This is a genomic window from Scandinavium sp., assembly GCF_036271055.1.
Lineage (GTDB): Bacteria > Pseudomonadota > Gammaproteobacteria > Enterobacterales > Enterobacteriaceae > Scandinavium.
The window spans coordinates 37,104-52,991 of sequence record NZ_DATBBJ010000100.1 but is presented as its reverse complement, the minus strand read 5'-3'; the positions used below and the strand labels follow the sequence as shown (position 1 = coordinate 52,991).

Sequence of the window (15,888 nt, the reverse complement as noted above, 5' to 3'; positions counted from 1 at the left end):
AACAATTTGCTAACATGTTTTGTGCGATTTTACGAGGATGCACGTAGAAAATCGCCATTTATTTCCTTTTGCCAGCATAACCAGCCCCGGTTGGTCCGTTATATTATGCGCATTCACCGGATGGGTTTGTGGTTCGAGACAAACAAACGGTTCGCCGGGCATGCGAAACAGCATCAGCCAGCAAGTGGGCGACAAAAGCGTTACGCTCATTTGCTCATGCGTTATCTCGGCTATCCCGTTCCAGCCGGAATAGCAGACGTTCAGCCACTCATCTGTGCCGTGCTGCGCCTGCGTAAAATCAGCGGAGGTAGACAACGTACTCGTCCAGCCAAGCGGCAAATGTGACTCGCCTTCGGGCCAATAACCGCTGGCGGAAAATTGAATCTGGCTTTGGGGCGTGAAATGGAAGTACGGATGTACACCGCCGCCATACAGCATCGGCTGGTCGCCGAGATGCTCCAGCGAGAGTCCGATTTCCAGCGCATTATCCCGCAATCGGTAACTCAGTTCTGCCTGATAATCGAAGCCACAGGCATGACGCTGGCGTAACCGTAAAAGGCAGTGTTCGCGACTTTGCTCTGCCACTTCCCAGAGTAAATGCCACCCATCGCCATGAAGGAAAAACTGCGCGTCAGTTGGGCTTTCCGGCAACGTAATGTCGCGCCCCTGCAAGACAAAACGATTACCCGCCACGCGATTTGCCAGTGGCAACATCGGGAATAGCCCACAATCGCCGGGCTTTTCACCCTTCCCCGTCCGCAATATCGGTTGCTGATAAGCGAGCGAATCCAGGCTTAACACCGCCGCCCCCAGTAAAGCGACGCGCATCCTTAAATGCGCGTTTTCCAGCAAAAGTGTCTCCACCATCAATGTGCGTTCCTTTCTTTTGCCGACACAGAAGTTTGATGACGAACGGCAAGCTGTTCTTCCAGCGCCTCAAGCGTGACGCCTTTGGTTTCCGGCACGTTGCGTTGAATGTAAATCCAGCCCAGCGCACAGATCACGCCATACAGGAAGAAGCTACCCGACGCGCCTAAACTGGCGTTCAGTAGCGGGAAGGTGTAAGTCAGCAGGAAGCAGGCAATCCACAGCGCCAACGTTCCGAGCGACATCGCCAACCCGCGAACACGATTGGGAAAGATTTCTGCCAGCAACACCCACGTCACTGGCGCAAGCGTCAGTGCATAAATGGCGATCGCCGCCAGTACAAGAATCAGCACCGGCCAGCCCATAATGCCTAACGCATACGCTCCGGCAATCAGCACGTAGATGAACGTCAGGCCACTGGCCCCGAATAACATCAGCTTGCGACGGCCAATTTTATCCACCAGCGGCAATGCGCAGAGGGTAAATATCAGGTTGATTATCCCGGTGGCGACGATGGATTTCAGCGTGCCGTTAATATCAAACCCGGCAGAAGCAAAGATCTCCTGCGCATAGTTAAAGATGACGTTAATCCCGCACCACTGCTGGAACACCGCCAGTACCATGCCCATGATCACCACAGGACGAATCTGCGGCTGCAAGAGTGTTGAGAACGACACACGATGAGCATCTTTCGCCAGCGTATGGGCGATGTCATTCAACGTTTGCGTGGCATACGCAGGTGAGCCAATACGCTCCAGTGTCTGGCGCGCGCGGGCCTCTTTCCCGGCTTTCATCAGCCAGCGTGGTGATTCTGGCACGATGAACAGCAGCACTAAAAACGCCAGCGCAGGAACCAGTTCTGCGCCAAACATCCAGCGCCAGCCGGTCTGCCCGTTCCAGCTCTCGACAATCGCTTGCTGTGTCGCTCCTGCGGCGACCGGTTCGGCAATCAGCAGATTAATCAGTTGAGCCGCCAGTACACCGATAACGATAGTCAGCTGGTTGATCGCGACAAAACGCCCGCGTTTCTCTGCTGGACTCACTTCAGCGATATACAACGGGCTGAGCGCGGAGGCCAGACCAATCCCGATGCCGCCCACAATGCGATACACCACAAACATATCGAAATTGCTCGCCATCGCCGTACCCCACGCCGAGGCGCAGAACAGAATGGCGGAGGCGATCAACGGCAGACGTCGACCAAATTTGTCTGCACACCAGCCAGACACCAGTGCGCCAAAAATGCAGCCCACCAGCGCGGAACTCATTGCCCACCCGGAGACCGCCGGGTCGGTGATGCCAAAGTAGGCTTCATAGAAGGGCTTTGCCCCGCCGATCACCACCCAGTCGTAGCCAAACAACAGTCCACCGCAGGCCGCCACCAGACAGATAGTCCAGATATAGCCCATTTTTAAAGCTGAGTTTTGCATGTCGATTTCCTCACACGGGAAAACATAGGGTCAGAGGTGCCCGGCGGTCGTTTCCCGCCGGGTCAGTGTATTTATTTCAGAATGTCGGCGGCTAACGCATGACGGAGCAACTGCGCTTTATCATGGGATGGATGATGTTCAAGCAATGCCTCCAGCGTGTGATTTCCCGCCGCAATGTCGCCTTTACCCAAATAGCCAAGCGCTTCGATAAACAGACAATGCTGTTGATGTCGCAACTCGGGATTGCCGTCCAGCGCCAGCAAATCAGGCAAAGAAACAGCAAAGAAATCGGTCTGAGGCACCGCATCCCGCTGCGCGGCAACCCAATCGTGGAAACGCTGGAAGTGCGCATCAGCTCGCACATCCTCGCCCAGAGCGCGCATCGCCATGCCCTGCCAGAAGAGATAATCCACAGGCTGGTCGTTGTAATAACGCCCCGCATCGAGCGTCGAATCACCGAGCGTCGCCTGATTAAAGCAATGAAGGGCTTTCGCGTTATCACCTTGTTTGGTCGCGCAAGCGCCAAGCAGATACCAGATGTCGTTGTCGGTCTGACCTGGCAAGCGCCCTTCACCGAGGTTATGCGGATAGCGCAGCGCCTGCTGTAACAGCTCCGCAGCTTTTCCCGGTTCATCGTCCTGCAGCAAAGCCAGCGCCTGATGCATTTGATTCAAGAGATACTGCCCGGTGATTTTCCCTTCGCCGCCTTCCCACGGATGGAACACTTTTTCGCGCAGTACGCCTGCGACCTGCGGCCATTTCCCGCAGATGTTCCACAGGCTCAACAGTTCAGCGGTCAGGTCGTCGCGCTTAAACACAATCTGCTGACGTGACTCAAGCTGTGCCAAACGCGCCGCGACTGGCGCGGCATTCAGTTTTGCCAGGCAATCAAGTTCAAACAGGAAGCGCGCATTATCTGGCTCAAGCGCCACGGCCTGCGCCAGATAACGCTGTGCGGTTTGCGCATCGTGAAGTTTGTTCCAGTGATAAATCCCGAGCAGGCGATGCGCCGGAGCAAAATCTGGCTCCTTCTGCAACGTTTGTTGCCAGCAAGCAATGGCCTCCGCATAGCGCCGTTTGCTGTACCAGAAACAGCCGAGCAAATAGCTGGCGAAAGCGTCATGCGGCAACTGTTGCAGCATTTGCACTTCATCGAGCGTATTGGGGAAACGCACCCGGCGCGCAAAACAGGCGCGAGCTTGTTGCAGACATTGTTCAGGATCGCCGCCGAGTGCGGCGCGCCACAACATCGGTAGCGTTTCCTGGCTATCGAGGATCTCAAGTAACCGCAGCGCCTGAGTTTTTTGCCCCAGCGACAGCAGCCATCCCGCCAGATAGCTGGCGTTAATTCCGCGTCGTCCGGTGACATCGAGCAGCGCTTCACGGTCAACATCACTGCCACGAATGTCCCAGCGGGCGTAATGCAGCGGATAACTCAGCGGCTGAGCAATAAGCTGCGTATCAATCCATGCCAGCGCGTCATCTTTGCGCCCGAGTTTTGCCAGCGCTAACGCTTTCAGCCCCATCGCCAGATTGTTACTGCCATTGAACAGCAGGCTTTGTTCGACTTTGGTCAGCGCATCTGCGTAATCGCCTTTTTTCATTGCCAGTCGCGCGAGCGCCCAAAACGCGGCATCGCGGCAGTTTCCGCTCCAACTGGCTTTGTAATAACGATCCAAGGCTTGTGCATCATCGCCCTGACGCTCCAGCGCCGAGGCAAGCAGCATACTGGCTTCACCGTCACGCGGGTTTTTGTTCAGCTTATGCGCCCGGGCAAGTGCGGCTTCGGCGCATTGCTGCGCGCCCTGCCAGTCGGCGGCGTTGAGCAGTAATGTTCCCAGCGCAACGTTATTGCGGTAATCCTGTGGGTCAATCGCCAGTGCGCGGCGATAGTAATCGGCGGCATGACGGCTGGCATGGTTGTATTGCTCCAGATGCTGGCCGATGAAATAGAGTTCATCCGTGTTGCTTATTTCTTCCGGCAGCAGCGGTGCTTTGGCGGCATCCGGGAGCGGCGTTTCTCCGGCGATATGCTCATCGTAACGCAGCAGCGTTGTGCCTTCGGTAGTGCTGACAGTTAGCGTCAGGCGCTGCGGGCCGAAATCCGGCAATGTCTGCTGCCAGTTTTTTCCCGGTTCGAGAGAAATCACGGTTTCCCATAGCGGCGTATCGTTGGCGCTAACTACCACACTAACGTCACGCAACGGCGCAACGGCGTATACTCCAAGCTCAAGCTTTGTGTCGACGCGTTCAAGTTTAATTGCCAGTACCGCGCTGGCGTTATGCACGCGCCCCAACCCGCTGTACGGCAGGAAATTCTGCACGAACACTTTTTCTTCGTACGGCGCAAGCCAGGTGAAATCCGGCTGATTGTCGGTGAACACGCCGGTCATCAGTTCGATGTACGGCCCGTTATCGTCTGTAAGATTGCGGTCCCAGGCCTGGCCGAAATCGCCGTAACCCCAGCTCCACTGTTTTTTGCCCGGCGAAACGTGATGATCGGCAACGTGCAACAGTCCGCCCTGTTCGCCGTGGTGATAGGCACCGACAAAATCATATTCTGATTTTTCCGCCATGTAGGACGTCGGCACAGGTACATTTTTGTAGCGCGAAATGTCCACGCCCGCAGAGTAGTCGACTTTGTAATAGGTCCCGGTCGCAATGGGGAACGCAGACACCGCGCGTTTACCGTGGTCGAACACTGCTGTCACGTCTGGCGGGAACACGCTTTGATGATCGTCTCCGCCCTTCACCGCCGGATTCGCCCACCACAGGAAATGGCGCGGCGTGGCGTTGCCGTTGAAGACTTTGCCCGTAATTTCCACCAGCGCACGGTCAGGATATAGCGTGAAACCCGCCATCACCTGTAAACCGCGCATTGGCTCAACTTCCCCGAGCCACACGGTTTGTTCGCCGTTGTCGCCCTGCTGAATGCTGACGTCGACAGGCATAAACGTGGTCGGGCGGTGATGCTGTGGCCAGTTGAATTCGATGCCACCGGAAATCCACGGCCCAAGCAGCCCAACCAGCGCCGGTTTCACCACTTCGTTGTAGTACACGAAATCACGCTGGTTGACCTTGTCATACGCGCGGTGAATGCGTCCACCCAGCTCCGGCAGCAACAGAATGCGGATGAAATCGTTTTCCATCCAGACGGCCTGATAGTCGCGTATCTCTTTCTGCCCGGTGAGAGTGTCGATCACCCCGTACGGATAGACCGCGCCGGACGAGCCCTGATAGACGCGATTCTCGAGAAACATCGGGTTGGGATCTTCTGCGCCGAGGGTCCAGGTGGGTAGAGAAAGCGTTTCCTGCCAGACGTTGACGACTCCGTACATAACCATTCTCCAGTAAATAAATGATAGTGAATGTGGGAATAGCAACAGTTTGCGATAGCTGATTATGATTTAATCGCTGAAAGCTCACGCAATACAGTTAACGAGGTTTAGTGAAATGAATGAATCAGGCCTGAACAATCAGCGGGTGCGCCAGCTCAATCGACAAACGCTGCTGCGGTTGGTGTGGCGTCATAAACGACTCAGTAAATCGCAGTTTGCCCACCACACTGGATTGTCTATCCCCGCAGTGAGTAAAATTCTTGAGGAGCTGGTCGACGATGGCAAGCTCAGTCATTCCAGCGAAAATCTCAGCAGTCGCGGCTTAAACGGTGGCAGTTATCAAATCCCACCGGATGGCGATTACATTCTTTGTATGAATGTCACTCCTACCAGTATCGAAAGCCAACTGTGCGACGCGCAACTCTCGGCATTAGGGGAGTTTGAACGTCACGCGATCTACGCTCCCACGCCTCAAACCCTGCTAACAGCAATTGAAACACTCTGGCTAGAGCACGGTAAAAAATGTCCACGTAAAACCATTCATCTTGCGCTAGGGATCCACGGGCAGGTCGACCCCGTCACTGGCGTGTCACAAACCATGCCGCAAGCTCCGTGGCGTGAAAACATCGAAATCAAATATCTGCTGGAAGAAAAACTGGGTATCACCGTAAAACTGGATAACGACTGTGTGATGCTGGCGCTGGCGGAAAAATGGCAAAACGCAGGCAACCGGGAAGATTTCTGCGTGATAAACGTCGATTACGGTATCGGCTCCTCATTTGTGATCAACGGGCAAATCTATCGCGGTAATTTGTACGGAAGCGGGCAAATTGGTCACACCATCGTCAACCCTGACGGAACGCTTTGTGACTGCGGACGCTATGGCTGTCTGGAAACCGTCGCCTCCCTTTCCGCGCTGAAAAAGCAGGCGCGTATCTGGCTAAAATCCAATCCTTCTGCACGCCCTCAGGACCCAGAAACGCTCAGCTCGCAACAGTTAGTTCACGCCTGGCATCAGGGCGACGAACGCGTCATACATTGGGTTGAGGGCGCGGCAGATGCCATCGGTCTGAGTCTCTATAATTTTCTCAACATCCTCAATATCAACCAAATCTGGTTTTATGGTCGGAGCTGTGGTTTTGGTGAAAGCTGGCTGGATGCTATTAAATTACGCAGTGGTTTTAACCCTTTTGATCACAGCGATGGTTTAAAACGTAATGCTACGCAAATTAATTTTGGGCAGTTAAGCCGTGCCCAACAGGTAATGGGGATTGGCTATTTATATGCCGAAGCCGCTCTCGAAAATGAAGGCTAATGCGATTCAGCAGTCGATACCCTTCTATTATTTGTGGAAATGAAACATCACTTTATTTTCATGGCGATTAATTTAACGGTTCGCTTAGTAATCTCTGTTTACTGAATAATAAACTCTCGCGCAAAGTCCCTGTTCTTTTTAGCCCCTACAATTGCCAGCGTTCAAACCCCCGACGCAAATTATTCAAAATTTATCTTGGCTGACTGTTTATCGTTCCTTGATTCAGGAGTGTCCTGTATGGAATTAACACAAATAAGTGAAGAATCAGCATCAAACCCACAGCAATATGCTCGCGACAGAGTGTCATGGACTACCGCCATTTCTTACGGAATCGGGAGTTTTGGTGCCAACGTGATGTATGCCTTTATTGCTATTTACCTCATGCTTTACTATACCGACAGCTTTGGTATTAAAGCGGCAGCGGTCGGGTTGCTGTTTTTAATCGCTCGACTGGTCGATGGCGCAACCGATGTGGCACTGGGCATTCTGGTTGATAATACCCACACCAAAATGGGGAAATTCAGACCCTGGATCCTCACCGGCAGTATTCTGGTTTCCTTGACCACTGTCGCCTGCTTTTTGAGCCCCGACCTTTCAGAGGCTGGGAAACTGGTGTATGCCTACTCAACCTATATTCTGTGGAGTATTTGCTTTGCTGTTATTGATATCCCTTACTGGTCATTATCCGCGGCAATAACCCAAAACCCAACCGAGCGTACCAAAGTCATTACCATCCCGCGCACCATTGCCACTTTTGGTTTTCTTTCCGTCAGTGCCTCTACGCTGTGGCTTGTAAAATATGTTGGAAGCTGGTGGGGCGTGGCGCTAATTTATAGTCTGGTGTTTCTGTTCTGTATGCTGATCACCTTTTTTGGTGTTAAAGAAAAACACACCGTACCGCGTAAAGAGCGTCAGAATTTTAAAGGTTTCTGGACGTTGTTAAAACAGCATCGCCCGCTACGCCTGTTGTTAACTGGCATGTTCTTATTAGAAATGATCGGCGTTATTCGCGGTACTTTTCAGTTGTATTTCTTTATTTATAATTTAAATGCCGAAATGATGCTCGGAGTGTTTTTAACGGTATCTATGATTGCGCAGGTGCTAGGCGCGGTAGCCTCACCGTTTATCTCTGCAAAAATCGGTAAAAAGAATACCGCACTTTATAGCAGCGCCGTGATGGCACTGGCCTGCATGTTGTTATTTTTCTTCCAGACCAACATCACACTTATTTTTATTGTCGGAGCACTAGCACCTTTCTGCGGCGGTATTGGCCAGATTTCGCTTTATTCAATGGTCGCCGATTGTGTTGAATACGGCGAATGGCGGAGCGGCAACCGCTCCGAAGGGATGGTGTTTTCACTCAATATTTTTAAAACCAAACTCTCGGGCGCGTTGGGTGGGGCTATCGGTGGTTTTATGTTGTCGTGGGCGGGCTATATACCGCACCAGGTTCAGGCAAGCGAAACGGCGATGTGGATTGGCCTTTTATTTACGATGGTTCCCGGCGTCCTGACGCTGATAAGTCTTATCCCCCTTGCACGCTATGAAATTACCGAACAGCGCTTCTATGAAATTCTGAGCGATATTCATCAACGTAATACCAGCGAGACGGCTGAGGTGAAAGCATGATTACCTGGAATGCAGAAAAACAGTTTTTCCACTTGCAAAATCAGCAGGTGAGTTACGTGCTCGGCATCGCCCATCAGCGCTATCTGGTGCATTGCTATTGGGGGAAACGCATCGCCATGTTCAGCCAGCCGGACGATTACCCGAAGCTGGATCGCTCGTCGTTTTCCCCGACGCCTGCCGACTGGCCGGACAGAACCTTTTCACTCGATACGGTGTTGCAGGAATATCCGGGACATGGCGCAGGGGATTACCGCGAACCGGCGTTTGAAGTGCGCTACGCCGATGGCAATCAGGTGAGTAATCTGCATTACGTTTCACACCGAATTATCGCGGGAAAGCCGCCGTTGGAAGGACTGCCCGCCACCTGGAGCGACTCACCAGCAGAAGCCGAAACACTGCTGATAACCCTAGCAGACCCGGTGACACATCTGGAAGTGGAACTCAGTTACTCCCTGTTTCGCGATCTTCCCGTCGTGGCGAGAAATGCCCGCTTTACCAACCGTAGCAATCAACCACTGCGCCTGCTGCGCGCATTAAGCTGCGCGGTCGATTTCCCGGACAGCGAATTTGAGCAAATTCAGTTTCCCGGTGCCTGGGCGCGCGAACGTCAACTCCATCGCCAGCGGCTCAATCCCGGGATCACGATGCTCGACAGTAAACGCGGCGCAAGCAGCACACATCAACAGCCCTTCATCGGCCTGGTACGGCCTGAAACCACCGAAATGCAAGGAGAGGCCTGGGGTTTGCATCTGGTCTACAGCGGCAATTTTACGGCGCGTACCGAAGTCGACGCCTATCGGCAAACCCGCATATTGCTCGGTATCAACCCGCACGGTTTCGGCTGGCAGCTTGCACCACAAGCCAGCTTCCAAACACCGGAAGCGGTGCTTGCCTGGTCGGATAAAGGTCTGAACGGGCTGTCGCACACATTGCATAGTCTTTATCGGGATCATCTGGTTCGCGGGGAACATCGCCATAAAACACGTCCGATCCTCGCGAACAACTGGGAGTCGACTTATTTCGATTTCAACGAACAAAAGCTGCTGCGTTTCGCCCATAACGCTAAAGCGCTGGGCGTCGAATTACTGATGCTCGACGATGGCTGGTTTGGTGAGCGCAATGACGACACGTCATCGCTGGGCGACTGGTTCGTTAACCGACAAAAATTCCCGGATGGCCTGCGTCCGTTGATTGATCAGGTTCACGCCCTGGAGATGAAATTTGGCCTGTGGTTTGAGCCGGAAATGATTTCCCGGCGCAGTGAACTGTTTGCCCTGCATCCTGATTGGATCCTTACTACCGGGCTGCAACCCCTTTCAGAAGGACGAAACCAATATATTCTGGATCTGGGTCGCCCAGAGGTACGCGACAATATTCTGCACCAAATGAGTCGCTTTCTTGATGAACACCCCGTTGACTACATCAAATGGGATATGAACCGCAATATGACCGAAGTCGGTTCGTCTACTGCCCCGGCGGAGCAACAACAGGAAACGGCGCATCGCTATATTCTTGGTCTGTATGCCCTGCTGGAATCGCTGACCGAACGCTTTCCACACATTTTGTTTGAATGTTGCGCGGGCGGCGGCGGGCGTTTCGACCCGGGGATGCTCTACTACATGCCGCAGGCGTGGGTCAGCGATAATACCGATGCCGCCTCGCGGGTGCATATTCAGTACTCGACCAGCGTGATGTACCCGCCGATTATGCAGTGCGCCCATGTCTCGGAAGTACCGAATCACCAGATGGGCCGCTCCACCAGCATGGACATGCGCGGCGCGGTGGCGATGAGCGGCAACTATGGCCTGATGCTCGATCTGATGCACAGCAACAGTGAGCGCGATGACGTGGTACGCCAGCAAATTGCCTTCTACAAGCAGCATCGCCAGCTGTTGCAGTTCGGGACCTTCTGGCGGTTGGTCAGCCCTTGGGAGAATACGGATTTCGCCGCCTGGATGTTCGTTTCGCCCGATCAAAATGAAGCCCTGCTGATGGGCTTTTCGCTGGTGAGCCAGGCTTCAGCACCATTGCGAAAAATTCGCCTCGCCGGGCTCGATCCCCAAGCTTTTTATCAGGTCGATACCTCACCACAGCCGGTTGGCGGCGATGAGTTGATGTATCGCGGGATCTTCATCGACCCGCCGCTCAGTTGCGATTACATCAGCCGAACCTGGCATCTGACGCGCCTGCCCTAACATTCGGGGGCAAATGCCCCCTTTTCACTGTGTTGTTCCCACTGTTTATCTTCACATGGAAGAGGAGCACCTCTATGCGCTTTTCACCGCTTTACGGTTTGTTTGCCACTCCACTGGTGAGTATTCCCGCGATAATCCTATCTGCCCCCGTTCAGGCAGAAGGCTTTGTGGACGATTCACATCTCACGGGCGGAATTTACTATTCCCAGCGCTATCGCGATAAGCGTGATATGACCGTCGGCAGCCCTGACTACGGGCATTACGTCGAAGATTTACACCACGCAACGTTCAACGCTAATCTTGATTTCATTTCCGGTTTTGCCGCGAATTTTATCGGCTTTGACGCCGCCGGTTTTGCCGCCGCCAATCTTGCTACAGGTAATGCCGCGCACCCGAACGAAATCAGTCTCAGCTCGGCAAACCAGCGCTGGGACGAGGACTGGTCCGGTGATAAAGGCGGGTTCAATCTGTATAAAGCCGCTCTGAAACTGAAACATGATGATTACTGGATGCGTGCCGGTTACATCCAGCCGTCCGGGCAAACGCTACTGGCTGTTCATTGGGGGTTCGTGCCCGGCGCTTACCAGGGTGCGGAAGCGGGTGGCCATTGGGATTTCGGTGAACATGGCGCATTGTCGGCGTCTTATCTGTGGTCGGATAAATACAAAGCCCCCTGGTATACAGAAATGTATGAATTCCGCGCCGCCGACAACACCACTAAAATCAATTATGTGCAGGCGCTGGGCCTGCGTTACGACTTCAAAAATAAGCTGGCACTGGAAGCCTCAATGGCACAGGCCGCCGATTTTATGGATCAATACTTCGGCAAAGTATCATGGAGCGCTCCCGTCGCCGGGAACGATTTGCGCATGAGCTACCAGTTTTATGGCGCGAAGGACAAAGTCGGCGATAACAGCATTGCCGCCTACGGTTCAATCAATGATGAGTATGACGGGCTGGCATGGTTACAAGGGATCACGCTCGGTTATACCCTCGATACGCTCGACTTTCGCCTTGAAGCTCAAACCGTTAAAGCCGAGGGCAATCAAGGCTTCTTCCTGCAACGCATCACCCCCGCCTATGCCAGCTCCAACGGTCGCCTCGACATTTGGTGGGACGCCGCCTCTGACTTTGATGCCAACGGTGAAACCTCGGTGTTTGCTGGTGTCACTTACGATCTTAAAAACAATGATTTGCCCGGCTGGGCGGTAGGCGCCGGTTACGCCTACGGCTGGGATGCCAAACCTTGTACTACCTGCACCGTCGATGGGGCGCTTGCAGATCAAAACCAACGCATTGATGAATCGGCCTGGACCTTTAACATCGCTCACACCGTACAGACCGGGCGACTGAAAGGCACCCTGTTCAACCTGCACTACATCAACTACGACAATCACGGGAAAAACCCGAACTACAGCGGCGGTTATAACAACATGTTCCAGGACGAAATCGACATTAAATTCAACGTCATTGCACCGTTCACTATCTTCTGAAGAACCGGGAGACTGAGCCACAAGGAGAACATTAATGCGTAAAGCAACGATTTTGGTTAGCCTTTTATTGCTGACAGGCTGCTGCAGGACACCGTCTTCCGGGCAAGCATCGGAGACGATTTCCCCCACCGATTATCAGGCCTGTATTCAGGCCGCCAAAAGCGGTAACGGCGCGGCGAGTGATGAAAAATGTGAGAAAGTAATGCAGGACACGCGCTAGCCACTGGGGCTAACCAAACGAAAGACTGGTTAGCCCTTTGTTTATGCTGATGAATGGCAGATTTCAGCGTTGTGTATTAGCTTTTAAATACACTCCTTTGCACAACGGAACGGCTATGAACTCCATTCGGTATTGTGATTTTGGCGCGCTGCGTCCTTTACTGTTACTGATTGCCCGCATTGCCATCGTGGCGCTGTTTATTATTTTTGGTTATCCGAAGATCCTTGGCTTCAGCGGGACGGTGCAATATATGGCCAGCAGTGGTGCCCCCATGCCGACACTGGCGGCCATTATTGCGGTGATTATGGAAGTCCCGGCGGCAATTCTTATCATATTGGGATTCTTTACCCGTCCGCTGGCGGTGCTGTTTATCTTCTATACCCTGGGAACCGCGGTGATTGGTCATCACTACTGGAATATGAGTGGGGATGCGGTAGTGCCGAATATGATTAACTTCTATAAAAACGTGAGTATCGCCGGAGCGTTTTTACTGCTGGCGATTGTTGGGCCGGGTTCAATATCGATTGATCGGCGTTAGAGGTTGAGAAAGCAAAAAGGCCGCATGTGCGGCCTTTTATTATTGCCGGATGGCGCTTAGCTTATCCGGCCTACAAAGTGGAGTTGGTCCGATATTACGCGTAAACCGGGAAACGGGCGCAGATATCCAGCACTTTACCTTTGATGCGCTCGATGACGGCTTCATCATTGATGTTGTCCAGCACGTCACACATCCAACCTGCCAGCTCTTTCACTTCCGCTTCTTTAAAACCACGGCGAGTCACAGCCGGGGAACCGATACGAATACCGGAAGTCACGAACGGGCTCTTCGGATCGTTTGGTACGCTGTTCTTGTTCACGGTAATGTTCGCGCGACCCAGTGCGGCGTCGGCTTCTTTACCGGTCAGGTTTTTGTTGACCAGATCCAGCAGGAACAGGTGGTTTTCCGTGCCGCCAGACACCACTTTGTAACCACGGCTCAGGAACACTTCCACCATCGCTTTGGCGTTTTTTGCCACTTGCTGCTGGTAAACTTTGAACTCTGGCTCCATCGCTTCTTTCAGCGCCACGGCTTTCGCCGCGATAACGTGCATCAGAGGGCCGCCCTGTGCGCTTGGGAAAACGGCAGAGTTCAGTTTTTTGTACAGATCCTCATCACCGCCTTTCGCCAGGATCAGACCACCGCGTGGGCCCGCCAGGGTTTTGTGGGTGGTGGTGGTCACAACGTGAGCGTGCGGAACCGGGTTCGGGTATACGCCTGCGGCAATCAGACCTGCCACGTGCGCCATATCGACAAACAGCCATGCACCGATGCTATCGGCGATTTCACGCATTTTTGCCCAGTCAACCACACCGGAATAAGCAGAGAAGCCACCGATGATCATCTTCGGTTTGTGCTCCTGAGCCTGCTTCGCCATGTCTTCGTAGTCAATTTTACCGGACTCATCAATGCCGTAAGGGATGATGTTGTACAGCTTACCGGAGAAGTTTACCGGAGAGCCGTGAGTCAGGTGACCGCCTTGCGCCAGGTTCATACCGAGAACGGTATCGCCCGGTTGCAGCAGCGCGGTGTAGACCGCGAAGTTAGCCTGGGAACCAGAGTGCGGCTGCACGTTGGCGTAATCTGCGCCAAACAGCTCTTTCGCACGGTCGATAGCCAGTTGCTCAACGATATCAACGTATTCGCAGCCGCCGTAATAGCGCTTGCCCGGGTAGCCTTCCGCGTACTTGTTGGTTAACTGAGAACCCTGAGCCTGCATCACGCGCGGGCTGGTGTAGTTTTCGGAGGCGATCAGTTCGATGTGCTCTTCCTGACGTACTTTTTCCTGCTCCATAGCCTGCCACAGTTCGGCATCATAATCGGCAATGTTCATTTCACGCTTTAACATCCGCATCTCCTGACTCAGCTAACAGTAGTTTTACCGCTAAAAAAGGGGCCCGATTTGGGCAACGGCGAACAGTATAACTGATAAGTTCTGTGATAACAGGTCTTGACAAACGATTTTACGCAAACGATTACCTTGCCGCTACGCAAGGGTTTGAGCGCAAAAGCCTCTCGCAGATTAAGCGGATTTCTTTTCAGGTTTGTGATGCACATTTTTCATGATGCAAAGAACCATTTACAACGCAGGGGTATTTTTAATAAGATGCATTTAAAATACATCATTAAGATACATGACCAAGAACCTCAAAAAGGACACTGCCATGCTAGACGCACAAACCATCGCTACGGTGAAAGCCACTATTCCCCTGCTGGTCGAAACCGGCCCCAAACTCACCGCCCACTTTTACGACCGCATGTTTGCTCATAACCCGGAGTTGAAAGAGATCTTCAACATGAGCAACCAGCGCAACGGCGATCAGCGTGAAGCGTTATTCAACGCCATTGCCGCTTACGCCAGCAATATTGAAAATCTGGCCGCCCTGCTGCCTGCGGTAGAGAAAATCGCCCAGAAGCACACCAGTTTCCAGATCAAGCCTGAGCAATACGCTATTGTTGGCGGTCATTTGTTGGCAACGCTCGATGAAATGTTCAGCCCGGGCCAGGAAGTGCTGGACGCGTGGGGCAAAGCCTACGGTGTATTGGCCGACGTGTTCATTAAGCGTGAAGGGGAAATTTATCAGCAAAGCGCGGCGAAAAACGGCGGCTGGGAAGGCACACGCGAATTTCGCATCGTCAGCAAAAATCCGCAAAGTCAGCTTATCACCGCCTTTGAATTTGCTCCCGCAGATGGTGGCGACGTGGCAGATTATCAGCCGGGTCAGTATCTCGGCGTATGGCTGAAACCCGAAGGATTTGCCCATCAGGAAATCCGTCAGTATTCACTTACACGCCAGCCGGACGGTAAAAGCTATCGCATCGCAGTGAAACGTGAAAATGGCGGTCAGGTATCAGAATGGTTGCACGACGAAGCACGTGTCGGTGACAGCGTACATCTGGCCGCACCAGCGGGCGATTTCTTTATGACCGTAGATGAAACCACGCCGGTCACACTGATTTCCGCAGGTGTCGGTCAAACGCCAATGCTTTCAATGCTCGACACGCTGGCAAACCGCGCGCATCCGGCACAGGTAAACTGGTTCCACGCCGCTGAAAATGGCGCGGTCCACGCCTTCGCGAATGAAGTCGCTGAGTCAGGTAAGATGCTGCCACGCTTTACGTCACACGTCTGGTATAACGCGCCGGAAGGTAATGACGTATTTGATAGCAAAGGGCTGATGGACCTGAGCGCCCATGAAGGGCATTTCAGCGCCCCAACGATGCAGTTTTATCTCTGTGGCCCGGTAGGATTCATGCAGTTTGCCGCGAAACAGTTAGTTGCGCTGGGCGTGAACGCAGAGAATATTCATTACGAATGCTTCGGCCCGCATAAAGTTCTGTAACGCTTTATCGTCGATTGCGG

At 53.2% G+C, this 15,888-nt stretch carries 11 protein-coding genes; 7 read left to right on the top strand and 4 right to left on the bottom strand.

Translation table 11 applies throughout. From position 1 onward, the window contains the following. Window positions 1–9: 9 nt before the first annotated feature. From VH187_RS21280 to VH187_RS21270, 3 genes are all read right to left on the bottom strand, one after another. Entirely contained in the window at window positions 10–867 is an 858-nt protein-coding gene (locus VH187_RS21280; protein WP_329703431.1) for an aldose 1-epimerase, read from the bottom strand. After that, window positions 867–2,297 (bottom strand): sugar porter family MFS transporter, encoded by a 1,431-nt coding sequence (locus tag VH187_RS21275; protein ID WP_329703430.1) that lies wholly within the window; start codon window positions 2,295–2,297, stop codon window positions 867–869. The genes VH187_RS21280 and VH187_RS21275 overlap by 1 nt, the downstream gene beginning before the upstream one ends. 71 nt (window positions 2,298–2,368) lie before the next feature. Continuing rightward, window positions 2,369–5,635 (bottom strand): DUF5107 domain-containing protein, encoded by a 3,267-nt coding sequence (locus VH187_RS21270; protein WP_329703429.1) that lies wholly within the window; start codon window positions 5,633–5,635, stop codon window positions 2,369–2,371. Between the two features lie 115 nt (window positions 5,636–5,750). Here VH187_RS21270 and VH187_RS21265 point away from each other — a divergent pair, with 115 nt between their 5' ends. From VH187_RS21265 to VH187_RS21240, 6 genes are all read left to right on the top strand, one after another. Beyond that, window positions 5,751–6,950 carry an ROK family protein gene (locus tag VH187_RS21265; RefSeq protein ID WP_329703428.1) on the top strand — a complete coding sequence of 400 codons (1,200 nt, stop codon included), beginning with the start codon at window positions 5,751–5,753 and terminating at the stop codon, window positions 6,948–6,950. A gap of 237 nt (window positions 6,951–7,187) precedes the next feature. Beyond that, the gene (locus VH187_RS21260; protein ID WP_329703427.1) at window positions 7,188–8,579 is read left to right on the top strand and encodes an MFS transporter; all 1,392 of its coding nucleotides are present in this window, start codon (window positions 7,188–7,190) and stop codon (window positions 8,577–8,579) included. After that, window positions 8,576–10,774: an alpha-galactosidase gene (locus VH187_RS21255; RefSeq protein WP_329703426.1), complete on the top strand. Its 2,199-nt coding sequence runs from the start codon at window positions 8,576–8,578 to the stop codon at window positions 10,772–10,774. Before VH187_RS21260 ends, VH187_RS21255 begins: the two co-directional genes overlap by 4 nt. A gap of 41 nt (window positions 10,775–10,815) precedes the next feature. Further along, window positions 10,816–12,267, top strand: a complete 1,452-nt coding sequence (locus tag VH187_RS21250; protein WP_414714031.1) for an OprD family outer membrane porin — start codon at window positions 10,816–10,818, stop codon at window positions 12,265–12,267. Window positions 12,268–12,301: 34 nt separating this feature from the next. Next, the gene (locus tag VH187_RS21245) at window positions 12,302–12,487 is read left to right on the top strand and encodes a ChiQ/YbfN family lipoprotein (protein WP_329703424.1); all 186 of its coding nucleotides are present in this window, start codon (window positions 12,302–12,304) and stop codon (window positions 12,485–12,487) included. A 115-nt stretch (window positions 12,488–12,602) separates the two neighbouring features. Beyond that, window positions 12,603–13,025, top strand: coding sequence for a DoxX family protein (locus tag VH187_RS21240; RefSeq protein ID WP_329703423.1), 423 nt, complete (start codon window positions 12,603–12,605; stop codon window positions 13,023–13,025). A 94-nt stretch (window positions 13,026–13,119) separates the two neighbouring features. Here the strand turns inward: VH187_RS21240 and glyA are convergent, their stop codons facing one another. Then, window positions 13,120–14,373: a serine hydroxymethyltransferase gene (gene glyA / locus VH187_RS21235; protein WP_329703422.1), complete on the bottom strand. Its 1,254-nt coding sequence runs from the start codon at window positions 14,371–14,373 to the stop codon at window positions 13,120–13,122. A 316-nt stretch (window positions 14,374–14,689) separates the two neighbouring features. Between glyA and hmpA the strand changes: the two genes are divergently transcribed. Continuing rightward, window positions 14,690–15,868: an NO-inducible flavohemoprotein gene (hmpA, locus tag VH187_RS21230; RefSeq protein WP_329703421.1), complete on the top strand. Its 1,179-nt coding sequence runs from the start codon at window positions 14,690–14,692 to the stop codon at window positions 15,866–15,868. Window positions 15,869–15,888: the final 20 nt, after the last annotated feature.